Below are 24,641 nucleotides of genomic sequence, written 5' to 3'. Positions count from 1 at the left end.
CATGCGTAATTCATTTATTATTGCGATTATTGCGGTATTGGTTGTTCTCTATTCATCAATCTTTACTGTCAAAGAAGGCGAACGTGGCATTGTGTTGCGTTTTAGTAAGGTTGTACGTGATGCAGAGAATAAGCCTATCATTTATGAACCGGGTCTGCATTTCAAAATTCCGTTTATGGAAACAGTTAAAACCCTTGATGCCCGTATCCAAACTATGGATATCAAAGCTGACCGTTTCTTGACACGTGAAAATAAAGACTTGATTGTCGATTCTTACTTAAAGTGGCGCATTAATGATTTCAGTCGTTACTATCTGGCAACAGGTAACGGTGATATTAACCGAGCTGAAATGATGCTGAGACGTAAATTCAGTGACCGTTTGCGTTCTGAAATTGGTCGCCTTGATGTACGCGGTATCGTGACTGACTCCCGCGGTCGTTTAACTACCGATGTGCGTGATGCCCTGAATCGGGGAACCCACGAAGAAGATGATGCAACAGATGTCGATAATGCGATTGCCTCTGCCGCGGCCTTGGTAGAAAAAGAGACCAAAGGCAAGCAACCAGCTATTAATCCAAACAGCATGGCTGCGTTAGGTATTGAAGTTGTTGACGTTCGTATCAAACAGATCAACTTACCACAGGAAATTTCAGAAGCTATTTACCAACGTATGCGTGCTGATCGTGAAGCAGAAGCGCGTCTCCTGCGTTCAGAAGGTTCGGAAGAAGCGGAAAAGATCCGGGCTGCTGCTGATAAAACAGCAACTGAAATCAGGGCAGAAGCACAGAGCGAAGCATTGGTATTACGTGGTGAAGGTGATGCGGAAGCCACTAAACTATTTGCGGATGCATTTAACCAAGATCCTGAGTTCTATGCATTTATCCGTAGCTTGCGTGCTTACGAGAAGAGCTTTAAGAATAACGGTAATGATATAATGGTACTCAGTCCAGATACTGACTTCTTCCGTTATATGAAAGCACCTGCGAAGTAAAATCTTCTTAACCTACTGTAAGCCACTGTAAAAAACGACAGTGGCTTTTTTATATACCGCTATAATTACCAATTTGTTACTTATAAATCCTTTTATATAACTAAAAGAAATAACAAGAAGTAATAAAAAATACTGAAAGGTGCTAAATGAGATGGTAGAATCCATTTTTAAGCAACCGAGTGAACTTTTGAAATGGGTAAGAACGTTGTCGTATTGGGCACCCAATGGGGTGACGAGGGCAAGGGTAAAATCGTCGACTTGCTGACTGAACGGGCTAAATATGTAGTTCGTTATCAAGGGGGCCATAACGCAGGCCATACACTAGTCATCAACGGTGAAAAAACCGTTCTCCACTTAATCCCATCCGGGATCTTACGTGAAAATGTCATTAGCATTATCGCAAATGGGGTCGTTTTAGCACCAGATGCTTTGATGAAAGAGATGAAAGAGCTTGAGTCACGTGGGATCCCTGTACGTGAGCGCCTGCTTATTTCTGAAGCTTGTCCGCTGATCCTGCCTTACCATGTTGCATTGGATAACGCCCGTGAAAAAGCGCGTGGTGCCAAGGCGATTGGTACAACTGGTCGTGGTATTGGTCCTGCGTACGAAGACAAAGTCGCACGTCGTGGCTTGCGTGTTGGTGATCTGTTTGATAAAGAAGCTTTTGCTGTCAAACTGAAAGAAATCATCGAATACCACAACTTCCAGCTAGTTAACTACTACAATGAACCTGCCGTTGATTACCAGAAAACCTTAGATGACATTTTGGCTGTTGCCGATATCCTGACTGGCATGGTAGTTGACGTTTCTGACTTGCTGTACAAAGCAACCCAGAAAGGTGAATTGGTCATGTTCGAAGGAGCGCAGGGTACTCTGCTGGATATCGACCACGGTACCTATCCTTATGTGACCTCTTCCAACACCACTGCGGGTGGCGTTGCAACAGGTTCTGGCTTGGGTCCACGCTATGTTGACTATGTACTGGGTATCATCAAGGCTTACTCTACCCGTGTAGGGGCAGGTCCATTCCCAACTGAACTGTTTGATGAAACAGGTGAATACCTGCGTCAGAAAGGTCAGGAATTTGGTGCAACCACAGGTCGTAGCCGTCGCACTGGCTGGTTGGATATCGTTGCTATTCGTCGCGCGATCCAAATCAACTCCCTGTCTGGCTTCTGCATGACGAAACTAGACGTGTTAGATGGCCTGAAAGAAGTGAAAATCTGTGTTGGTTATCGCCTGCCTGATGGCACTGTCATTGACACGACGCCACTGGCCGCAGAAAACTGGGAAGGTCTTGAAGCAGTTTATGAAACCCTGCCAGGCTGGGATGAAAGTACTTTTGGTGTGAAAGATCACAGCCAATTGCCACAAGCAGCATTGAACTACATCAAACGTGTAGAAGAGCTGACAGGTGTTCCTGTTGATATTATTTCTACAGGCCCAGATCGTGCAGAAACCATGATCCTGCGTGATCCTTTTGACGCTTAATCGATAGATTCATCTTTTAGGCACACATAACCGGGCTTATTGCCCGGTTTTTGTTTTCTCCCGTTTTGCTTAATTTTCAAAATACCCACATAATGATGTTCAACTAACGAAAACCAATAAACATATATTATTTTTGGTTCCAAATAAGCTCCGTTATATTCAGTCTCTCAGAGGTGAGTGTGCAGTTAACCAGCTTTACTGATTATGGATTACGTGCCTTGATTTATATGGCCTCTCTACCAGCAGGCCAAATGACGAGTATTACAGAAGTCACTGAAGTTTACGGTGTCTCACGTAACCATATGGTAAAGATCATCAACCAACTGAGTCACTTAGGGTTAGTAAATGCTGTCAGGGGAAAAAATGGCGGCATTAGTTTAGGAAAACCTGCCAACGAGATCAGAATTGGTGATGTGGTTCGCTCATTGGAGCCTCTGTCATTGGTTGATTGTAGTGCCTGTCAAATCACGCCTGCATGTCGCTTAAAGTCAGTCTTGAATCAAGCGGTAGAACATTTTTTGGAAGAGTTGGATAAACATACTGTGGCCGATATGGTCAGAGACAATCGTCCCCTTTATCAATTACTTTTAGTTAAGTGAAGCAAGGGGATAAACAGCTTGCTGATGACAATAGAGGAATGACGATGTCAAAAGATCCTTTTCAGGAACGAGAGGCTGCAAAATACGAATCTCCTATCCCAAGCCGTGAATACATCTTGGATATCATTTCTAAACACGCCACTCCGGTAAGCCGTCAGGAATTAGCACAGGAACTTCAGTTAACCACTCCAGATGCACTGGAAGCACTGCGCCGCCGTTTGCGGGCAATGGAACGTGATGGACAGTTGGTTTTTACCCGTCGGCAATGTTATGCGTTGCCAGAAAGGCTGGATTTATTGAAAGGTACGGTGATTGGACACCGTGATGGCTATGGTTTTCTGCGTGTGGAAGGCCACAAAGAAGATTATTTCCTGCCAGCCGATCAGATGAAAATGACGATCCACGGTGATGTGGTACTGGCACAGCCCTTGCGACCAGACAGAAGAGGTCGTATTGAAGTGCGTATCGTGCGGGTTTTAGAGCCAAAAAGTAGCCAGATTGTTGGCCGGTATTTTATGGATGCAGGCATGGGATTTGTCGTCCCTGATGATAGCCGCCTCTGTTTCGATATTTTGATCCCAAAAGAAGCAACTTGCGGAGCAAGAATGGGTAACGTCGTGGTGGTTGAATTGACAAATCGCCCGACCCGCAGGACTAAAGCCGTCGGCAAAATTGTTGAAGTGCTGGGTGAGACGATGGGCACGAACATGGCGGTTGAGATTGCGCTGCGTACCCATGAAATTCCACATAGCTGGCCGCCAATAGTAGAAAAACAGATCGCTGGTTTGGATGAACATGTACCGGAATCGGCTAAGCAAGGTCGTGTAGATTTACGAGCGTTGCCATTGGTGACGATTGACGGCGAAGATGCACGAGACTTTGATGATGCTGTGTATTGCGAAAGAAAACGGGGTGGTGGTTGGCGATTGTGGGTAGCAATTGCTGATGTCAGCTACTATGTTCGCCCGCAAACGGCTTTGGATACAGAAGCACGCAGCCGTGGTAACTCGGTTTATTTCCCGTCCCAAGTCGTTCCTATGCTGCCGGAAGTGCTGTCTAATGGATTGTGCTCCCTCAATCCAGAAGTAGATCGTCTATGCATGGTGTGTGAAATGACTGTTTCCGCCCAAGGCAAACTCTCTTCCTACAAGTTTTATGAAGCGGTGATGAATTCACATGCCCGTTTAACCTATACCAAAGTCTGGAAAATTTTACAGGGTGATCAAGAGTTGCGTGAGCACTACAAGCCGCTGGTGCAACATATTGAACATCTGCATGAACTTTACCAGGCACTGGAACAGGCACGTGAACAGCGTGGCGCTATTTCGTTTGAATCGGAAGAAGCTAAATTTATTTTTAATGCAGAGCGTCGCATTGAGCGCATAGAACCCGTAGTACGCAACGAAGCACATAAACTTATCGAAGAGTGTATGATCCTGGCGAACATTGCCGCCGCTCGCTTTGTTGAAAAACACCATGAGCCAGCGTTATATCGCATCCATGATAGACCAAGAGAAGAGAGTATCCTGAACCTGCGTTCAGTCTTCAATGAGTTGGGATTGAGCTTGTTGGGTGGCATGACGCCAGAACCAAAAGATTATGCGCAATTGATGAAACAAGTTGCTGATCGACCCGATCACGAGTTACTGCAAACGATGCTGTTGCGCTCTATGAAGCAAGCGATCTATGAGCCGGAGAATCGGGGACACTTTGGTTTGGCATTGCGCTCTTATTCTCACTTCACTTCGCCAATCCGTCGTTACCCTGATCTGGCTTTGCATCGGGCGATCAAATACTTATTGGTACAAGAGCAAGAAAAAGGTGCAGTTGAACATCGCGGGACGCCAACAGGGGGTTGGCACAACGATATGGAACAGATGCTGCAATTGGGTGATCACTGTTCCATGACTGAGCGCCGTGCTGATGAAGCGACAAGGGATGTGGCAGACTGGCTGAAATGTGATTTCATGCAAGATCAGGTGGGTAATGTTTTCACCGGACTGATTACCAGCGTGACAGGATTCGGTTTCTTTGTCCGTTTGAATGATCTGTTTATTGACGGCTTGGTACATATTTCGACGCTGGATAACGATTATTATCGGTATGATAATGTCGGCCAGCGCTTGATTGGTGAATCTTCGGGGAAAACTTATCGTCTCGGTGATGAAGTAGAAATTCGGGTAGAAGCGGTTCATATGGATGAACGTAATATTGATTTCACCTTACTTTCAACAACCCGCAAAGCACGTCAGCAGGGGAAAACAGCACGCGATAAGGCGAAAAAAGGTACACCAGAACGTAAAAATGGTAAAAAAGGCCGTGATCATAAAAAGTCCGCCAATTTTGAGCCAGATAGCACTTTTCGTAAAAAGAAAAGTACGGAAAAGCCTAAGCCGAGCAAAAAGAAAAAACCGTCAAGCAAGACTAAAAAAATTGCAACAAAACTGAAAGCGAAGCACGCGAAGAAAAGCGCAAGCTAATCGTTAGTAAAAACTAATCAGTAAAAATTAATCCATACAATCATCAAACAGGGCGGATTTTGCCGCCCGCTATTTTTCGGTATCTTAAAGATATCAGTGAGTCAGGTATCAGTCAGTCATGAGTGAAATTATCTACGGTATCCATGCCGTTAAAGCCTTGCTGGAGCGCGATCCACAACGTTTCATGGAAGTTTATGTGTTGAAAGGGCGTGAAGATCGCCGTTTAACCCCATTATTGCAGGAGCTGGAAGGTATCGGTATTGCGGTACAAATCGCTAACCGCCAATGGTTGGATGCCCAAGCAGAAGGTGCCGTCCATCAAGGGATTATTGCACGAGTCAAGCCAGGGCGTCAGTATCAGGAAAATGATCTACCGGATTTGTTATCTCGGCTGGAGCGTCCATTTCTGCTGGTATTGGATGGTGTTACCGATCCACATAATTTGGGGGCTTGCTTGCGTACAGCGGATGCGGCGGGGGTTGATGCCGTGATTGTTCCTCGTGATCGTTCTGCCCAATTGAATGCAACAGCTAAAAAAGTGGCTTGTGGTGCGGCAGAAAGTGTACCGCTGATCCGTGTTACTAACCTTGCCCGGACACTGCGTTTACTGCAAGAACACAATGTCTGGATTGTCGGAACCGCGGGTGAAGCTACCCATGCTTTATACGAAAGCAAGTTGACTGGTCCGATGGCTCTGGTGATGGGGGCGGAAGGAGAAGGTATGCGCCGATTGACTCGCGAGCATTGTGATGAATTGATCAGTATTCCTATGGCGGGTTCAGTCTCTTCTTTGAACGTATCGGTTGCAACAGGGGTATGCTTGTTTGAAATCGTACGTCAGAGAAGCGTCCGGTAATTCTTTATTCCAGCAATTCTTTATTGAGTTTTTTGTATTGTACGGGTATAGTGACGCGTCGATTTTTCAGCCGTACTAAACACGTTCCTTGCCTCCATGGGCCACGGCTGACCCTGACAGGAGGCTGAATAATCCGTAAGGAGCAATCAATGCGTCATTACGAAATCGTTTTTATGGTCCATCCTGACCAAAGCGAACAAGTTCCGGGCATGATCGAGCGTTACAGTGCGACTATCGCTAACGCGCAAGGTCAGATTCACCGTCTGGAAGACTGGGGTCGTCGTCAACTGGCTTACCCAATCAACAAACTGCACAAGGCTCACTACGTTCTGATGAACGTTGAAGCGCCACAAGAAGCGATTGATGAGCTGGAAACTAACTTCCGCTTCAACGACGCCGTTATCCGCAGCATGGTTATGCGCGTTAAGCACGCAGTAACTGAAGCATCACCAATGGTTAAGGCTAAAGACGAACGTCGCAGCCGTGATCTGGTCTTGGAAGAAGACCTGATTGATGATGCTGATGAAGCTGGGGATTCTGAAGAGTAATTACCGTGACAACCAATCGTTTGGTGCTCTCTGGCACAGTATGCAAGGCACCGATACGAAAAGTCAGTCCATCTGGCATTCCACATTGTCAGTTTGTGCTTGAACATCGTTCACAGCAGCAGGAAGCCGGATTTAGCAGGCAATCATGGTGCAGAATGCCCGTTATTGCCAGCGGACAGTTGTTACAGGAATATACTCACAGTATAACGGTCGGCAGTCGAATAATTGTTTCAGGATTCATTAATTCCCATTATGGGCGCAATGGTCTTAGCAAACTGGTTCTACATGCCGAGCAGATTGAATTGATAGATTCTGGAGACTAGCCAAATGGCACGTTATTTCCGTCGTCGCAAGTTCTGCCGCTTCACCGCGGAAGGCGTACAAGAGATCGATTATAAAGATATTGCTACGCTGAAAAACTACATTACCGAAAGCGGTAAAATTGTACCAAGCCGTATTACTGGCACTCGTGCAAAATACCAGCGTCAGCTCGCTCGCGCTATCAAGCGTGCGCGCTACCTGTCTCTGTTGCCTTACACTGATCGCCATCAGTAATAGGCTCAGTCCATTAACGACTTTGAGAGGATAAGGTAATGCAAATTATTCTGCTTGATAAAGTAGCGAACCTGGGTAGCCTGGGTGACCAAGTTAACGTTAAAGCGGGTTATGCCCGTAACTTCTTAGTACCACAGGGCAAAGCTGTTCCTGCAACTAAGAAAAACATCGAATTCTTCGAAGCTCGCCGTGCTGAACTGGAAGCTAAACTGACTGACGTTCTGGCAGCAGCAGAAGCTCGTGCAGAGAAAATCAGTGCACTGGGTTCTGTCACTATCGCTTCTAAAGCGGGTGATGAAGGTAAACTGTTCGGTTCTATCGGTACTCGTGACATCGCTGATGCAGTGACTGCTGCTGGCGTTGAAGTATCTAAGAGCGAAGTTCGCCTGCCTAACGGCGTTCTGCGTACTGTGGGTGAACACGAAGTTCACTTCCAGGTACACAGCGATGTATTCGCACAGTTGAACGTTAACATCGTTCCAGAAGCTTAATCATTGATTAGCTGAAGAACATGTGACAAAAAACGCTGGCATTGCCGGCGTTTTTTGTATTTAAAATAGAACGTTATTTTGATTTAGTAGCCAATAGACAGTGTGGCAATTTTTCTGATCTGAATCCTTACTTATCTAAAACATAATAACGTATTTGTGGTTTTCAAAAGTAAAACCTTCCTTTGACACCTCTCACGCGTTTACCCATCTAGACAGTGCTGTTATGCTTGAGCCTTCACTCATTTAATAACAGGTATTTTCATGACAAAACCTTCTTTTGAGTCTATTGAAGCGCGGGCAAGTTACGGTATTGGTTTGCAGGTTGGGCAACAACTACAGGAATCTGGTTTGCAAGGGTTAGAGCCAGAGGCATTGTTAGCGGGGTTGTGTGATGCGCTGGAAAGCCGTTCTCCTGCTATTCCGGTAGAAGAACTGCATCGTGCGCTACGTGAGATACATGAACGTGCTGATAGCGTTCGTCGTGAACGTCAGCAGGCGATGGCAGAAGAAGGCAAAAAATTTCTGGCAGAAAACATTCAGCGTGAGGGCGTAAGCAGCACTGAGTCTGGTCTGCAATTTTCTGTTCTGACACAAGGTGATGGCGTGATCCCAGCTCGTACCGACCGTGTTCGTGTTCACTATACGGGTCGCCTGATCGATGGCACTGTATTTGATAGTTCAGTACAGCGTGGTACACCAGCAGAATTCCCTGTTAGCGGCGTGATCCCCGGTTGGATTGAAGCGCTAACCTTAATGCCAGTCGGTTCCAAATGGGAACTCTATATTCCTCACAATCTGGCTTATGGTGAGCGTGGCGCAGGTGCATCCATTCCTCCTTATAGCACGCTGATTTTCGAAGTGGAATTACTGGAAATTCTGTAACTTATTGAATAGCCGGTTAGCCGGCTATTTTTTTAATGTATTTGGAAATTATGGCAGCATAAAATATTCGCCATTCCGGTAAAAAATGCGTTAAAAATGGTGCTTCAAGTGGTATAGCCAAACAACAAATGCAGAGGTGTATGATGCTACAACAGATCTGCCAATTAGCACGAGAAGCAGGCAAGGCGATCATGGAGATCTATCAGGCTGAGCAACCGTTGCAAGTAAAGCATAAAATGGATGACTCACCCGTAACTGCTGCGGATATTGCCGCCCATAAGATCATTAAAGCAGGATTGTTGCGCATTGCACCTGATATCCCGCTGTTATCAGAAGAAGAACCTCCGACATGGGAAGAGTGGAAAAATTGGCAGCGTTATTGGCTGGTTGATCCATTGGATGGTACGAAAGAGTTTATTCGCCGCAATGGCGAGTTTACTGTCAATATTGCCTTGGTAGAACACGGTGTACCTGTGATGGGAGTTATCTATGTTCCGGTACAGAATGTCTTATATTCAGGGCAAGGGCGTCAGGCGTGGAAAGAAGCCAATGGCCAGATGCTGCCCATTAAAGTTATGCGAGCGAAGCCGCCAGTCGTGGTTGTCAGCCGCTCTCACAAGGACGATGAGGAGTTGCAAGACTATCTTTCCCAGCTAGGGGTACACGATACACTTTCGGTCGGTTCTTCACTCAAATTTTGCATGGTTGCAGAGGGAAAAGCCCAACTTTACCCACGTTTTGGACCGACCAACATCTGGGATACAGGAGCTGGTCATGCCATTGCTATTGCTGCGGGGGCACATGTGACGGATTGGGAAGGGAAGACATTAGATTACACGCCGCGTGAATCTTTCCTGAATCCAGGGTTTAGAGTCAGGATTTTTTGATTCTGGAGCGCGATATTAAGGTGATAATGGCTCACAATGGGAGAACCATTATCACTGTAAGGCATTGAATAAACTATTTTTCCAATTCTTTTTTAATTAGGCTGATAACATGTGTAATGTCTTCGTTACTTAACTTGCCATCTTTGACAAATTTCACATGACCGTCTTTATCCAGCACAATGATTACCGAACTTTTGGGTTCCAGTCCCCAGGCCTTTTTAACCAGCCCATTACTATCGACAATGAATTGTGACCACGGGAACTGTTTTTTGCTGTCTTCAAGGCTATTGCGAACAAAAACGGCCGTACCAAAAATAGCATCATCGGTATTTACGATGCTGGTGGTTTGATATTTATCCTTGGGGAAATCAGCATGCTTCAATGCCTGAATCAAGGGATCATTCATCTCTTTTGCGGAACTACGACCGGCAATATGCTGGATCGTTCTTACTTTTCCCGGAAGTTCAGTACTGCTCCAATTTTGGTAACTGAACTTACCATCGTTTAACAACAGTTCTCCTTTATCTGTCACACTGACAGCGGGAACGGGTTGTTCTAAGGTGATGTTGTGGGCGAGCGCAAATATTGGCGTTATACTCAATATTGCAGATAACACGATTTTTATTAACATGTTGTTTTTTAACATATTTATTCCTTATCTATCATGGTGTGGCATGTTATCAGGGAATGACATATTCAGCATAGCGTTTGTTAACTGGTCTGTCCTCAAGAAAATAAACAATTTGATAACATTCAGGATAAGGTATAAGTAAACAAGAGAGGTGCGTAATATAATGCTTATTAATATCATTATGTTAGATTAAAACAGAGATTGAAACCTGATATTCAAGGGAACAAATTTCCATATACGTAGTCTATACAGTTGGCATAACAGGGGGGCTTCTGATGCATTGAACATGTTATGTCGCCAATGTTATGCAATAAATATTACGTAACAAAATAGTATCGTAAGAAGCATGGGAGGAAAAACAGAGATGAAAATCTTTCGCCATTATAACCCAGTGAAAATTGCTCTCTACGTAAAAACCCTATTTCGTGGGCGTTTATATATTAAGGACATGGGCGCTTTTGAATTTAATTATGGAAAAATTCTACCCCCGAAAATCAAAGATAAACGTCATTTCCATGTAATGAGTGAAGTTAATCAGCAAGTATTACGCTTACAGACCGAAATGGGATGATGTTTTGTCATTTTACCTGCTAATGGATAATCTAATAAGATCAATATAATATATTGAATTCGTATAATAAACGGCCTTGCGGCCGTTTTTTAAATCTATACGTTAGGATTGTTTTTCATGTGGTTGCTCAGAGGTAAGGGGATTAGGTTGCGTTAAGGGAGTGACAACTTTTGTCACCAGCAATTGATCGATTTTATAGTTATCGATATCTACCACTTCAAACTTATAACCACCAAATTTCACCGAATCCGTGCGTTTTGGAATTTTTCGCAGACGGAACATCATAAAACCGGCAATGGTTTCATAATGACTGGAGTCTGGAAAACCATCGATATCCAGTACTCTCATCACATCTTCAATCGGTGTGCCGCCTTCAATCAGCCACGAATTTTCATCCCGAACAACAATTTGTTCTTCCTGCCCCTGCCCGACTAAATCTCCCATTAAGGTGGTCATAACGTCATTAAGTGTGATGACACCCATGACCAAAGCATATTCATTGAGAATGATAGCGAAATCTTCTCCAGCGGCTTTGAAACTTTCCAGTGTATCAGAGAGTGAAAGCGTATCTGGGATCATCAAGGCATTGCGGATTTGGACACCTTCTTTCAGATTGAGGCTTTGCCCATTCAAAACGAGATTAAGTAAATCTTTCGAGTCCACATACCCGATGACATGATCAATGTCGTCATCACAAACAAGAAATTTTGAGTGAGGATGAGTGGAGATTTTTTGTTTGATGCTGTCCTCGTCTTCATTCTTATCAAAATACACTACACTTTCTCGTGAAGTCATGGCAGAAGGCACAGTGCGCGACTCCAGTTCGAACACATTTTCAATTAATTCATGTTCTTGTTTGCGAAGTACGCCTGCAACTGCTCCGGCTTCAACAACTGCGTAAATATCGTCAGATGTGATGTCTTCATTACGTTCCATCGGGATATTAAAAAGTTTGAAAATACCGTCGGCCAGTCCATTGAACAACCAAACCAGAGGGCGACAAATAGTCAGGCAGAAACGCATTGGATTGATAATTTTCATGGCAACGGCTTCGGGCTTAATCATGCCAATGCGTTTAGGGGTTAAATCAGCCAACAGGATAAAGACACTGGTAACGATAATAAAAGAGCAGATAAATCCCAGTTGGTCGGCCCATTCTGGGCGCATAAATTTCATGAATAATGTTTTCAGTGCAGGTGAAAAGGCCGATTCCCCCACAACTCCCGCAAGGATTGCCACAGCATTAAGACCAATTTGAACGACAGTAAAAAACAGGCCGGGTGTTTCTTGTAGCTTAAGGACATGAGCCGCATTGAGATTGCCTTCATCGGCCATGAGTTTTAATTTTATTCTTCTTGAAGCAGCCAAAGAAATTTCTGATAACGAAAAAAATGCGCTAATCGCACAAAGCAAGAGTATGACTAATAAACTGTTTAACATAAAGTATCCGTATCTTACCTCCAGCTATCGATAGGGCTGGTTTTATTTGGATCGTGCTGGAAGATAAGATGAAAAATCATATAGGAATATTACGACGGGATGCCGCAAAACAAAATAAGTATAGCCCAACGATTATACCATTGGGCTTATTAAATCAGCTAGTTTCTGAGTGTCGGTGGGAAGCAGATCCCAGTACCCCCTAAGCCACAATACCCTTCAGGGTTTTTGTAGAGGTATTGTTGGTGATAATCTTCGGCAAAATAGAATGGTCCGGTTTCGCGAATTTCCGTCGTGATGGTGCGTTGGTCGCCATTTTGCGTCATCGCTTGCTGGTATTGGTCCCGACTGGCAATTGCCTGTTCATACTGTTGTGGTGAAACCGTGTAAAGGGCAGAACGGTACTGCGTACCAATATCGCCATGTTGGCGCATACCTTGGGCAGGATCGTGATTTTCCCAGAACAGGGCAAGTAGTTGCGAATAGGTTATTTTAGTCGGATCAAAGACGAGCCTGACGACTTCTGCATGACCGGTTAAGCCTGTACACACTTCTTCATAAGTTGGGTTTGGCGTAGTGCCACCGCTGTAACCCACAGAAGTGGTGTAAATGCCTTCCTGTTGCCAGAAAAGGCGCTCAACGCCCCAGAAACAGCCCATTCCTACATAGGCAATTTCCATATTTTCAGGAATGTTCTCTATCGCATGCTGTGTGATGACATGGTAGGGTGATACGGTTAATGGATTGGCTCTACCCGATATGGCATCTGGTGCAGAAACATGTTGTTTTTCATTGGTTGAATTTGGCAAGATTCTCTCCTGTATATGCACAAGTTTTATGATTATACGTCGCTTGTATATCTTTAAAACTTTACCAAAATTAATTCATTGCGGCATTTTTATATTGTTAGATTTTACCCTACAGATAGATAAATATTAGGAGTTCGAGTGTCACGATATCCCCTCATAGGTGCGTTTTTGGTATCTATCGTTACTCCATCGGCTTATAGTGCAAATTTACGATTGAAAGTTGAAGGACTTTCTGGCGAATTAGAAAAAAATGCCAGAGTACAACTTTCCAATATCAGTACCGACGAGGTTTCTCCTGATGGCCGTTTTCGGGCTCGTGTGGAGAAGGCGATACGGCAAGGGCTTCGTCCATTGGGATATTATGATCCCACCGTTACATTTACCTATCAAGAGAACACACCTCCTGCCCGTCCTGTTTTAACGGCAAAAGTTACACTCGGTGAACCGGTGAGAGTCGTTAAAGTGAACGTGGATTTGGAAGGAGGCGCTAAAACAGATAAAGATTATGCCACCCTGATCAAAAAAAATATGCCAAAAGAAAAGGCGATACTCAATCACGGTGAATATGAAAATTTTAAAAGTTCTTTGACGAATTTGGCGGTTAAGAAAGGCTATTTTGATGCCATCATGAAGAAAAGTGAGCTGGGGGTGGCGAAAGCACTGCACGAATCGATTTGGGATTTTGATTTTGATAGTGGACAACGTTATCGGTTTGGCTCAGTGACATTTCATGGATCGCAAATTCGGCAAACTTATTTGGATAATCTCATCCCTTTCCAGCAGGGAGAATATTATACCTCTGAACAATTAGCTGAGTTTAACCGCCGTTTGGCCGATACTGGCTGGTTCAACTCTGCGGTGGTTGTGCCTGATTTTAAAATCGGGCGTGAGAGTCAGGATAAGTTATTACCATTGAATGCTTCCTTAGTACCGCGCTCTGCCAACTATGTAGAATTGGGGGGCGGTTATGCAACAGATGTCGGACCTCGTGTTCAGGCAAAGTGGAAAAAGCCGTGGCTCAATTCCCGTGGGCACAGTCTGAGTACCAGCCTTAACCTTTCTGCACGTGAACAACTCATTGATGCATCCTACAAAATGCCGCTTAAGGTTAACCCGCTTGAGGAATATTTTCAGCTACAAACGGGTTATAAACGCAAAGATATTAACGATACCATTTCGGATACGGCAACCTTAAACCTTTCCCGTAATTGGGATCGTTTTACCGGCTGGCAGTACAGCGTTAATCTGCGCTGGAGCCTTAGCCACTTTACTCAGGCCAACATAACCAATACCACCATGCTGCTTTATCCGGGAGCCAGTCTCAGCCGTATTCGCCAACGTGGCGGTACGATGCCTTATTGGGGGGATAGTCAGCGCTATTCGATTGATATTTCTGATACAACCTGGCATTCCAATGTCGATTTTTTCGTGTTACAGGCGCATCACGTTTGGGTACGAACTTATCGGGAAAATCACCGTTTTGTGGTGCGGGCAGATTTGGGCTGGATAGAGACCAATGAATTCGACAAGGTACCACCGGATCTCCGCTTCTTTGCAGGGGGGGATCGCAGCATTCGTGGCTATAAATACCAAAAAATTTCACCGACAGATAATAAAGGCAAATTAGTTGGGGCATCAAAGTTGGCGGTTGGCTCGTTAGAATATCAATACAATATTTATGGCAATTGGTGGAGTGCGTTGTTTGTCGATTCCGGTGAAGCGGTGGATGACATTAGAAAGAGTGATTTTAAAACCGGTGCGGGAATTGGTGTGCGCTGGGCGTCACCGGTTGGGCCAATAAAATTTGATTTGGCAACGCCAATCGGCGACCCCGATAGTCATAATATTGAGTTTTATATTGGTTTAGGGGCTGAACTATGAAGTGGGCAAAAAGGGTTAGTATTGCTTTCCTGCTGATTGTTGGCCTGTTATTGGTGGCAGTTGTCGGGCTACTTGGTACTCAAACTGGTTTGCATTTGGTGATCAACAGTGCGGCACGTTGGGTTCCGGGATTGGATATTGCGAGTGTCAGCGGAGGTTGGCGCGATTTAACGTTAAAAGGCGTCAAATATCAGATGCCAGGCGTTAACGTTAATGCGGACAATGTGCACCTCTCTATCCGGCTTTCCTGCCTGAAACACAGCCAGATATGCGTCAATGCATTGACAACCGAAGGTGTCATGGTTTCGGTGAATACCGCTGAACTTCCGCCATCGGCTCCTGTTACTGAATCAGAACCATTGACTGAGTTGCAAACACCGTATCCTATCTCACTGGACTTGCTTTATTTGAAAAATATCCACGTACAGGTAGATGGTATCGCTATTGCATTGGATGAGTTTAAAACGGCTGCCCAGTGGCAGGAAAAACAACTGATATTAAAACCTACGGAAATTAATAGATTGCTGGTGGCATTGCCAAAAAGCACATCTGAAAAAATCGGCACAGCGCAAAAGATTGAGCCGCAGGCCGAAGCGGAAAAACCTCTGGGTGAAACGTTGAAAACGTTGTTTGCCCAACCTTTGTTAGAGGAGTTACCTACTGTTCCCATTCCTCTTGATATCACGCTGGAGAGTATCCACGGCAGCCAGCTTCATTTGACGGGGGATACCGATATCAAGATTAACGATTTGCGGCTACAGGCCAGCAATCATGGGCAGGAAGTCGAAATAAAAACGTTAAGCGTACAGGCACCGGAAGGTTCTCTGGCGATACGGGGAACGGCAAAGCTAGCTGAGAAATGGCCAGTTAACCTGCTGGTTAAGGGTAAGGTCGATAACTTAAATCATATCAATCTGGATGACCTAAAAGGGCAACAGGTTAATTTAACGCTAAAAGGTGCATTGTTGCAGCAGCTTAATCTCGCATTGGATCTTTCTGGTCCTGTCGCCGCCAGCTTGAATGCTCAGGCTGAACTGGCAAAAGCGGGCTTGCCTGTTCGTCTGACTTTGAAAAGCCAGCAACTGCAATGGCCATTAAAAGGCGAGTCAGAATATCAGCTTGATGACATCAAGTTGCGCTTGAATGGTCAAGCCAGTCATTACGATCTTTCCCTGCGCTCGGATATTAAAGGCCATGATCTTCCGCCGGCATCGTTGATGCTGGATGCGAAAGGCAATGAAGAATTGCTGAGGCTAACGCGTCTGCGTTTGGCGGCATTGCAAGGTAAGGCAGAGGTTTCAGGTGTGGTGGATTGGAGCAAGGCCATTAGTTGGCATGCGTTGCTTCTTTTGGATGGATTGAATACGGACAAACAATGGCCGGAATGGCCTGCCAGAGTAGACGGTAAAATCGCCGTGCGTGGCAGCCTGTATGGTGGGAGCTGGCAGCTTCAAATCCCGGAACTTACCCTTGATGGTCATGTGAAACAAAATGCCATCAAAGCGCGTGGCAAAGCATCAGGCAATGCGGCAGGACAGTGGAATATTCCTCAACTTGATCTTACTGTTGGGCGTAATACGTTGAATGTACAAGGGAGGCTGACGGATCAGGCATGGAAACTTGATGGTGAAATTAATGCACCGCAATTAACTGGCTTACTGCCGGGTTTGGCTGGCTTTATTACGGGTGATGTCAAACTGCGTGGCAATATAAAAGCGCCACAAATCATGACAGATTTGCATGCACGTGGGTTACGCTGGCAGGATGCGCTCAGGGTGGATAGCGCCACGATTAAAGGGGATATACGTTCAGCCGAGCAGATTCAGGGACAGTTATCAGTTGCTGTTCGGCAATTGCAGCAGGCGGATTTCACTATCAAAAACTTGGTACTCAATGCGAAAGGCACAGAAAAGCAGCATGATTTACAACTGAAAATAGAAGGAACTCCGGTCTCAGGCCAATTGGCTCTCAATGGCAGCTTTGATCGTCAAAAGGAACACTGGAAAGGCAATATCAACAATACTTATTTTGACACACCTGTTGGTGAGTGGCGTTTAAGCAAAGCGATAGCCATTGATTATTTCAACTTGCAGCAAAAGGCCATAGTGGGAACCCATTGCTGGCTGAATCCCAATGCTCATCTTTGTATCTCAAAACCTATTGATGCGGGAACTAGCGGCCATGCACAAGTGGCACTTGAACGCTTTGATTTGGCTATGATCCAGCCATTCCTTGATAAAAGCACTCAACTTAAGGGGCTATTCAATGGTCATGCGGAGATCAGATGGACAGCAGGGCAAGGTTTGCCACAAGCGAAAGTGGCTCTGCAAGGAAATGGAGTACAAGTTCGTCAGGTGGTGGAAGGTAATCCACTCCCGATTGATTTTGAGACACTAACCTTGAATGCAGGGCTGGCCGATGGCAAAGCTAATCTGGCATGGTTATTCAAATTGGCTGGCAACGGGCAGTTGAAAGGGGATGTTCAGGTCGCTGATTTAGAAAGTAGCCGAAAATTATCAGGGAATATTGATATTCAGGCACTTTCTTTAAAGCTGATTAAACCTATTTTGAGTAAAGACGAAAAAGCGGAGGGCGGATTAAATGCGAATTTACGCATTAGCGGAAATGCTAAGCATCCGCTGTTATTTGGTCAGCTTAACGCGGATGTTGTGAAGATTAGCAACCATTGGCTGCCATTCGATATCACTCAAAGCCAGTTAGTGATGCATTTTGCCGGTGCCAGCTCTGATTTGCATGGCATGATTAAAACTCCCAAAGGACAATTAAACCTGAACGGCCACGCTGATTGGCGCAACATAGATAACTGGTATGCCAGAATGGCAGCCAATGGAGAGAAGTTACGCGTGACTGTGCCGCCGATGGTGAAGGTGGATGTCAGTCCGGATTTAGTGCTGGAAGCGAAACCCAATCTGCTGAAGCTCGACGGGAGTGTGGATATCCCGTGGGCACGGATTACGGTTCAGGAGTTACCGGAATCGGCGGTTGGTGTTTCTGCTGACGAAGTGATGCTGGATAAAAGCCTCCAGCCAATCGAGAAGAAAAAATCTTCTCTTTTGATTCAAAGTAACTTAAATATTCATATCGGCAATGATGTGCGCTTGAGTGCCTTTGGCTTGAAGGCACAACTCAAAGGCGCATTAAAAGTCCTTCAGGATAAACAGGGGTTGGGGCTGAATGGCCAGATTGATATTCCTGAAGGGAATTTCCATGCCTATGGGCAGGATTTACAAGTGCGTAAGGGAATGATTATGTTCTCCGGCCCGCCAGATCAGCCATTGTTGAACATTGAAGCGATCCGTAATCCAGAATCGACCGCAAACAAAGTTATTGTCGGTGTACGCGTGACCGGTTTAGCAGATAAACCGAAAGTGGAGGTTTTTTCTGATCCCGTTAAATCCCAACAGGAAGCCTTATCTTACTTATTACGGGGAGAAGGGCTGGAGAAAGGTGATTCTGACAACTCGCAAATGGCGGCGATGCTGATTGGGTTAGGGATTGCTCAGAGCAGTCAGTTAGTCGGTAAAATAGGGGAAACGTTTGGTGTTTCTGATTTGGCTTTAGATACTCAGGGCGTTGGCGATAAATCTCAAGTGGTTGTCAGCGGACGAATTACCAATGACTTACAAGTGAAGTATGGTGTGGGGATTTTTGACTCGTTAGCGACACTGACATTACGCTATCGAGTTATGCCAAGATTGTATCTGGAAGCGGTATCTGGTATTGATCAGGCTTTAGATCTGCTCTATGAGTTTGAGTTTTAAAGATGCGAGTTATTGTTTATGGTAGCCTGAGGCAAAAACAAGGCAATCATCACTGGATGACGGATGCCCAATTGTTAGGAAAACACAGATTGGCCGGTTATGAAATTTATGATCTGGGGCACTATCCGGCGGTTATTCGGGGTGAAGGAACAATCGAGTGTGAAGTCTATCGTATTACGCCCTCCATTCTGACCGAATTGGATGAATTGAAAAAGAATGCTCAGGAGTACGAAAGGGAACTGATTGAAACGCCTTATGGCAAAGCGTGGATCTACCTCTATCAATTGCCTGTTGAGGGATTGCACAGGATAACCAGTGGTGACTGGCTGAAACGCCACGAAGAAGAGTAATCATTGGCGAACACTCTGTAAAACCCTGAACCAATAACAACCTCTGTCCTAATAAAGGCAGAGGTTGTTGCTAAAATTCGTTATTCCCTGTCAGGATTATTTTTGGGCAGCGCGTTCGAAAGAAGACAGGATTTCAGCTTTAGCGGCTTCAGCATTGTCCCAGCCGTCTACTTTAACCCACTTGCCTTTTTCCAGATCTTTATAGTGTTCGAAGAAATGAGTGATTTGGGCACGCAGCAATTCTGGCAGATCGTCTACATCATTGATGTGATCGTATTCTTTGCTCAGTTTGGTATGAGGAACCGCGACCAGTTTTGCATCTTCACCGGATTCATCAGTCATTTTCAGCACACCGACCGGACGGCAGCGGATCACCGAGCCGGGCTGTAATGGGTATGGCGTTGGAACCAATACGTCAACGGGATCACCGTCGAGAGACAGGGTATTGTTGATATAGCCGTAGTTACATGGGTAGAACATGGCGGTTGACATGAAACGGTCTACAAACAAGGCACCCGATTCTTTGTCCACTTCATATTTAATAGGATCGGCATTTGCTGGGATCTCAATGATGACATAAATATCTTCAGGCAGATCTTTGCCAGCCGGTACATTATTCAGGCTCATAAAACGGTTTCCTTCAATTTCAAACCAAAATGGGATGCGAGGCATTATAGCCAAAACAGGCCAAAATGCCTCGGATTTTTCGGTTATTGGCACTGAGTCAATTACGTGATGAATTAGATATATCACAGTCGGGGTTTGCGGCGGTCATGGTAAAGCGCAGACCCAATTACTCATAGGTCTGCGCTTATTTTATATAAGAAACTTCCTGTTCAGTACTGGTGGTATTACCTAATTACTATTGCGTAATACACATATTGCAATCCCCTGCTCCGTACTGTTTGGATCCACTAGTGTAGCGGTTCTGCTAGCAAAATCATATGCATATACCTTGTTTTCTTGTGGATTATAGACTTTCAATTTGTCTGTTTTGCCTATTAATTTTTTCAATCCAAAATTAGGGAAACTCGTTTTGTCATACTCATTACTCAATGAAACCTGATTAGTGTAAGGAGCTATTCCTATATCAAGCGCAGTTGCGTTAGATGGGATAGCATTGAGACGATCCTGACTCCAGTCTCTGTCATCACCATTTGGCTGTTTATTACAACTATCCTCCAGATTGGATAAACTAACCGGAGTATCAAGGATCTTTATAAATCTTTGAGGGTTGAAAGTATGGTAATAACGATGCGTAATTTGAGTTTTCTCATCTATTATAGTGACTGTCACTGTGACTGGCCGTTGTTCTGTGGTGAAGTTCTCAGGAACGAATGTTATATCTCCGTAATCATTATCTCCGTAATTAGAATTGCTTACTGTCACCAAATTGCTATTGGTAGATACGCCATTTAAGTATTTCGGTGTAATAGCTTCCTGCATTAAGCCGTTTTCTCCATCTCTCGATAGGAGAACTGTTATATCATCATGCACGTTGTAGAGCGTTTCCTGTGGAGGAATATATTTTTTATTTATACTAAGCAGTCCACGTACTATTATTCCTACCAGTTCTGGAACTGGCTCGAAGTTGACATCCCCAGAGGCCTTGCTAGCGGTGGTATCTGTATCGGGTAAATCCGGTGATATCGTGAAATAAACGTTACTTACCCCGACTGAGCTTGTCATATTGAGGGACAGATTACCCTCGGCATCTGTTATTGGATTCTCCGGTATTTCGAGTTTCACTCCTTTTGGCACGGGTTTGTCCGAACCTTGCAAGGCCAGTCCCGTTTTAAATTTATGAGCAATAGACTGATTTCTCAGAATGTTACCATGCTCGTCGAGAACGGGTACTTTAAAGGTGTGGTACGCTTTCCCATCCGCTTTTACCCCCTGAGAGGATGGCGTGACGCTAATATCGCCCAATTTAATCTTTATATTTTTTGGTGCGATAAAATCGAATGGTTCAGAGAAGTTTTGGTACATCCCATTGATCAACACGCCGACTTTAACACCTGTTATGGCTTGAGTACTGGTCACAATCGCCTTGATCTTACCGTCCTGATCTGTGCCATTTTCATAGCCCTTTTCAGGTCTAACTAATAACCCCGGCATATTAGAAGGCTCTGTACTCCATTGTAAATTCATATCCATTTTTTTCTTGATGGGGTTGCCATCGGTATCGAACACGGTCGCCGTCACAATAAGTGGCTTGTGTTCCGTTGCTTCATAAGGCGCTTTACTGTCAAATACGAAGTCCTTGGCTTGAATGGCATCAGAAAGTGGTGTGAAAATCAGTGGCTTATCGATTTTTACCTCTAATTTAGGTTGATCATCCATTGCCAGATAAATTTTGGTATCGGGTTTGAGCGATTGAGTACTGCTCAATGTTGCCGTTAACTGACCGTTATCATTGGTCATGCCAGCTTTGTCCCAGTGCAATGTGGTATGTTCATCTGGCGGTTCGATGCTCCATTTGACGTTTGGTATTGCCTTGTTTTTAATCGGCGGGTTATTTTTATTGCCATAGGTAATAGTGGTGATCAGATCGTAGGACGATTTTCCATTGGAAATCACAGGGCCTTGACTATTTGGCTTGATGATTTGCTCTTTAATGGCAAATGGTTCCACCACTACGTTCATTTGCGTTGTCTTTGGCTTATTACTGCTATCGATATCTGCAATCGCAGACAGGATATAGCTGTTCACTCCTTGGACAGAATATTTTGGTAGATCTAATTCAACTGATGTGCCGCGAGGGATGATAACGCCCCCATTTTTACGGAATTCGTCATTCATCTGCCATGATATTTTTTTCAGACTTTGTTCAGCGGTTATATTTGGGATGATTTGAACATGTTGGCTACTATATCCGTTAAACATACTTGGCATAACAAGGTTGAATTCGGGTTTTTTCTTGTAATCCAGCACGATGTTATTATTTCTTTCCACGAGATCATAACGGCTGCCAGATAATGTGCGTATGTCAGCAACACTACTGGGCGAAATCTGATTTTCAAAAGGCATTCCAAAACGATAATTCAGATTCGCCAGGAAGAGCGTTTCACTGTGCCTGCTGCCTCCAAGTTTGTAATCTACGCCCATCGTCATCAGTGGGAAAGGGGTATAATTCAGACCAAATCGGGCAAGAGTTGGATTTTTTTGCTTGGTCTCCCGATTAAACAGAGCGACGTTATCGCCGAAGTACTGTTCATAACTCAATTTACCTCCAAGGTTGGGATATACCGGTAAGAAAAAAATACCAGTGATATCGAAGCCATTGGCCGGTCTTTCTTCATAGTCCAACTCTTTTGGTGATTGACGCCATTTGCTCAAGTGCCAGTAAGTATTGGCCGAGAATTTAACGTAATCTGTCCAAATCTCTCCGCCAAAACCCATCCGTTTATTTTTTCCGGTAAAGTCATTGTCAAAAAAGGTATTTAAACCATACATCCAACTGGGGGTAAAATAGCGCCCACCAAAACCTAGGTTTACGGTATTGCGGCTATCGTGGTGGCGATAACCTAATTGGGAGAAAACAAGCCAATCTGTTTTATTGTCATAGAGAGGTAACAGAAAATCCAGAGAACTGTTATCCAGTTTGCCTTTTTTGTCGAGAGATAAATTAATGTTGGCTGTCCCAAATCGGGACAACCATTTTTTGGTTTCCGAAGTGATCGTACTATTGACTTTCCCCAATGCATAAGATTTTGCCTGCTCAGTTAATTGAGATGGGGAAGAGGATAAAATATTACTTACCCGATGAATATTTTGTGTGATGGCATTCACTTCATTATCGGCAGATGTTTGACTGTTCTGTTGTGCCTGATTGGCATGATTTTCATTTGCCGATGGCCGTAAAAATTTTCTTTCTGCGGTTCTATTCTCCTGCACTTTTTCACCTGCCGAAAGCGCACTCGTAGGCGTAAAGGGTAAAAAAAGCGAATACATGAGAATAGAAAGCCGAAAAACCTTATGATTAATATACGAGTCCATATATGAATTCCTCATAAAATATGGGCTGTCGCCAGCGCTTTAACGTTACACCTTTGATGTCAAAAAACTCAGTTTAATTGGGTATAGCTATCTCATTAATATAAAAAAGATAATACTTCCCATACCTACATACATTAGGAAAAATTTCATTGTTATGCGTAATGACAAATAATTATCAATTGCTAACCAAAAGTTATTGCTTTATTTTCGCTGCGATATCGATTTCATCTTTTATAAAAAAGGTGTTTTCTCAGTAATAATCGTGGGTATCAGTGGGTAACTATCAGTAAGAAACTTTAGCGAGAGGAGGAAATAGAAAAAATATATAAAACAAGAGGTGGCTATCCACCCCTTTATATTATGATTTAATCAATAGTGTAAGAATAAAAGCTTATTGGTCAGGAAATTCCGCCATAAAACTTTCTGCTTTTTCTACCATCGATTTTGTCCCGACAAAAAAAGGCACGCGTTGGTGTAGTTTATTCGGCACAATATCCAGAATACGGTTGGCACCATCGCTGGCTTTTCCTCCGGCTTGCTCAGCCAAGAATGCGATTGGGTTACATTCATAAAGTAAGCGAAGTTTTCCGGTCGGATGGCTTGCCGTACTCGGATAGATATAGATCCCACCTTTTAATAAGTTGCGGTGAAAATCAGCCACCAGCGAACCGATATAACGGGTAGTATAAGGACGCTGGGTTGCTTCATCCTGCTCTTGGCAATATTTAATGTATTTTTTCACACCCATTGGGAACTTGATGTAGTTCCCCTCGTTGATAGAGTACATATTGCCCTTGGTCGGGAATTGGACTTTCTCATGGGTCAGGCAGAACACACCAAGGGAAGGATCATAAGTAAAAGTATGAACACCACAACCTGTCGTGTAAACCAGCATGGTAGATGACCCATAAACCACATAACCGGCTGCAACCTGCTGATTCCCTGGTTGCAGGAAATCTTCTTCAGTGACAGGCTGACCCATCGGAGTAATTCGATGGTAAATCGAGAAAATAGTCCCGACGGAAACGTTTACATCAATATTCGAAGAACCATCCAGTGGATCCATCAAAACAACATACTTCGCATTTTCTGCTCGGTCGCCATCAAAAATAACGATCTCATCTTCCTCCTCAGAAGCAATGCCTGCAACTTCGCCGCGTGCTTTCAATGCTGCCTTGAGCTTTTCATTGGCGTACAAGTCCAGTTTCATCTGAACTTCACCTTGAACATTAGATACGCCACTTGTGCCTAAAATATCCACCAGACCAGCTTTATTGATATCTCTATGGATTATTTTGGCACCTAACTTGATGGCCGACAGCAGGGCAGTCAGCTCACCTGTAGCGTGCGGAAAATCTTGCTGTTTTTCGACGATGAATTCGCCTAATGTTTTCATGACAA

Annotated in this window: 21 protein-coding genes; 15 read left to right on the top strand and 6 right to left on the bottom strand. The window is 44.4% G+C overall.

Annotated features, from left to right (window positions below):
• Window position 1 precedes the first annotated feature (1 nt).
• From hflC to cysQ, 11 genes are all read left to right on the top strand, one after another.
• Complete coding sequence (gene hflC / locus Xish_RS06775; RefSeq protein ID WP_099117242.1) at window positions 2-991, top strand: protease modulator HflC; 990 nt, start codon at window positions 2-4, stop codon at window positions 989-991.
• Window positions 992-1,183: 192 nt separating this feature from the next.
• A complete protein-coding gene (locus Xish_RS06770) occupies window positions 1,184-2,482 on the top strand; it encodes an adenylosuccinate synthase (protein WP_099117241.1) in 1,299 nt (432 codons plus the stop codon).
• Window positions 2,483-2,661: 179 nt separating this feature from the next.
• Complete coding sequence (gene nsrR, locus Xish_RS06765) at window positions 2,662-3,081, top strand: nitric oxide-sensing transcriptional repressor NsrR (RefSeq protein WP_099117240.1); 420 nt, start codon at window positions 2,662-2,664, stop codon at window positions 3,079-3,081.
• Between the two features lie 44 nt (window positions 3,082-3,125).
• Entirely contained in the window at window positions 3,126-5,561 is a 2,436-nt protein-coding gene (rnr, locus tag Xish_RS06760) for a ribonuclease R (RefSeq protein ID WP_099117239.1), read from the top strand.
• 118 nt (window positions 5,562-5,679) lie between these two features.
• Window positions 5,680-6,417 (top strand): 23S rRNA (guanosine(2251)-2'-O)-methyltransferase RlmB, encoded by a 738-nt coding sequence (gene rlmB, locus Xish_RS06755; RefSeq protein WP_099117238.1) that lies wholly within the window; start codon window positions 5,680-5,682, stop codon window positions 6,415-6,417.
• Between the two features lie 149 nt (window positions 6,418-6,566).
• On the top strand, window positions 6,567-6,965 hold the full coding sequence (gene rpsF, locus Xish_RS06750) for a 30S ribosomal protein S6 (protein WP_074022704.1): 399 nt from the start codon (window positions 6,567-6,569) through the stop codon (window positions 6,963-6,965).
• A gap of 5 nt (window positions 6,966-6,970) precedes the next feature.
• A complete protein-coding gene (priB, locus tag Xish_RS06745) occupies window positions 6,971-7,288 on the top strand; it encodes a primosomal replication protein N (protein WP_099117237.1) in 318 nt (105 codons plus the stop codon).
• A 4-nt stretch (window positions 7,289-7,292) separates the two neighbouring features.
• Window positions 7,293-7,520 (top strand): 30S ribosomal protein S18, encoded by a 228-nt coding sequence (gene rpsR, locus Xish_RS06740; protein WP_000135199.1) that lies wholly within the window; start codon window positions 7,293-7,295, stop codon window positions 7,518-7,520.
• 38 nt (window positions 7,521-7,558) lie between these two features.
• Entirely contained in the window at window positions 7,559-8,011 is a 453-nt protein-coding gene (rplI, locus tag Xish_RS06735) for a 50S ribosomal protein L9 (protein WP_099117236.1), read from the top strand.
• A gap of 261 nt (window positions 8,012-8,272) precedes the next feature.
• Window positions 8,273-8,893 carry a BamJ family beta-barrel-assembly machinery protein gene (gene bamJ / locus Xish_RS06730; protein ID WP_099117235.1) on the top strand — a complete coding sequence of 207 codons (621 nt, stop codon included), beginning with the start codon at window positions 8,273-8,275 and terminating at the stop codon, window positions 8,891-8,893.
• Window positions 8,894-9,036: 143 nt separating this feature from the next.
• Window positions 9,037-9,780: a 3'(2'),5'-bisphosphate nucleotidase CysQ gene (cysQ, locus tag Xish_RS06725; RefSeq protein WP_099117234.1), complete on the top strand. Its 744-nt coding sequence runs from the start codon at window positions 9,037-9,039 to the stop codon at window positions 9,778-9,780.
• Window positions 9,781-9,853: 73 nt separating this feature from the next.
• On the opposite strand, the gene Xish_RS06720 is transcribed toward cysQ, so the two are convergent.
• The gene (locus tag Xish_RS06720; protein ID WP_099118694.1) at window positions 9,854-10,411 is read right to left on the bottom strand and encodes a YtfJ family protein; all 558 of its coding nucleotides are present in this window, start codon (window positions 10,409-10,411) and stop codon (window positions 9,854-9,856) included.
• Between the two features lie 364 nt (window positions 10,412-10,775).
• Between Xish_RS06720 and Xish_RS06715 the strand changes: the two genes are divergently transcribed.
• Complete coding sequence (locus Xish_RS06715; RefSeq protein WP_099117233.1) at window positions 10,776-10,982, top strand: DUF1107 domain-containing protein; 207 nt, start codon at window positions 10,776-10,778, stop codon at window positions 10,980-10,982.
• A gap of 102 nt (window positions 10,983-11,084) precedes the next feature.
• On the opposite strand, the gene paeA is transcribed toward Xish_RS06715, so the two are convergent.
• Together paeA and msrA are read right to left on the bottom strand one after the other, a co-directional pair.
• Window positions 11,085-12,422, bottom strand: coding sequence for a polyamine export protein PaeA (gene paeA, locus Xish_RS06710; protein WP_099117232.1), 1,338 nt, complete (start codon window positions 12,420-12,422; stop codon window positions 11,085-11,087).
• 158 nt (window positions 12,423-12,580) lie between these two features.
• A complete protein-coding gene (gene msrA, locus Xish_RS06705; RefSeq protein WP_099117231.1) occupies window positions 12,581-13,228 on the bottom strand; it encodes a peptide-methionine (S)-S-oxide reductase MsrA in 648 nt (215 codons plus the stop codon).
• 138 nt (window positions 13,229-13,366) lie between these two features.
• On the opposite strand from msrA, the gene tamA reads away from it, so the two are divergent.
• Genes tamA through Xish_RS06690 form a run of 3 tightly spaced genes read left to right on the top strand, consistent with a single transcriptional unit; the run spans window position 13,367 to window position 19,241 of the window.
• A complete protein-coding gene (gene tamA, locus Xish_RS06700) occupies window positions 13,367-15,109 on the top strand; it encodes an autotransporter assembly complex protein TamA (RefSeq protein WP_099117230.1) in 1,743 nt (580 codons plus the stop codon).
• Entirely contained in the window at window positions 15,106-18,891 is a 3,786-nt protein-coding gene (gene tamB, locus Xish_RS06695; protein WP_099117229.1) for an autotransporter assembly complex protein TamB, read from the top strand. Before tamA ends, tamB begins: the two co-directional genes overlap by 4 nt.
• A gap of 2 nt (window positions 18,892-18,893) precedes the next feature.
• Complete coding sequence (locus tag Xish_RS06690) at window positions 18,894-19,241, top strand: gamma-glutamylcyclotransferase family protein (RefSeq protein ID WP_099117228.1); 348 nt, start codon at window positions 18,894-18,896, stop codon at window positions 19,239-19,241.
• A gap of 96 nt (window positions 19,242-19,337) precedes the next feature.
• Here Xish_RS06690 and ppa read toward each other — a convergent pair whose 3' ends face one another.
• From ppa to fbp, 3 genes are all read right to left on the bottom strand, one after another.
• Window positions 19,338-19,868 carry an inorganic diphosphatase gene (gene ppa, locus Xish_RS06685; RefSeq protein WP_099118693.1) on the bottom strand — a complete coding sequence of 177 codons (531 nt, stop codon included), beginning with the start codon at window positions 19,866-19,868 and terminating at the stop codon, window positions 19,338-19,340.
• A 228-nt stretch (window positions 19,869-20,096) separates the two neighbouring features.
• Window positions 20,097-23,138 (bottom strand): inverse autotransporter beta domain-containing protein, encoded by a 3,042-nt coding sequence (locus tag Xish_RS06680; RefSeq protein WP_167383234.1) that lies wholly within the window; start codon window positions 23,136-23,138, stop codon window positions 20,097-20,099.
• A 493-nt stretch (window positions 23,139-23,631) separates the two neighbouring features.
• Entirely contained in the window at window positions 23,632-24,636 is a 1,005-nt protein-coding gene (gene fbp / locus Xish_RS06675; RefSeq protein WP_099117226.1) for a class 1 fructose-bisphosphatase, read from the bottom strand.
• Window positions 24,637-24,641 lie beyond the last annotated feature (5 nt).

The organism is Xenorhabdus ishibashii, assembly GCF_002632755.1.
GTDB classification, from domain to species: Bacteria; Pseudomonadota; Gammaproteobacteria; order Enterobacterales; family Enterobacteriaceae; genus Xenorhabdus; species Xenorhabdus ishibashii.
Note: the sequence above shows the minus strand (reverse complement) of the source record. Positions and strands in the feature narration are given on the sequence as shown.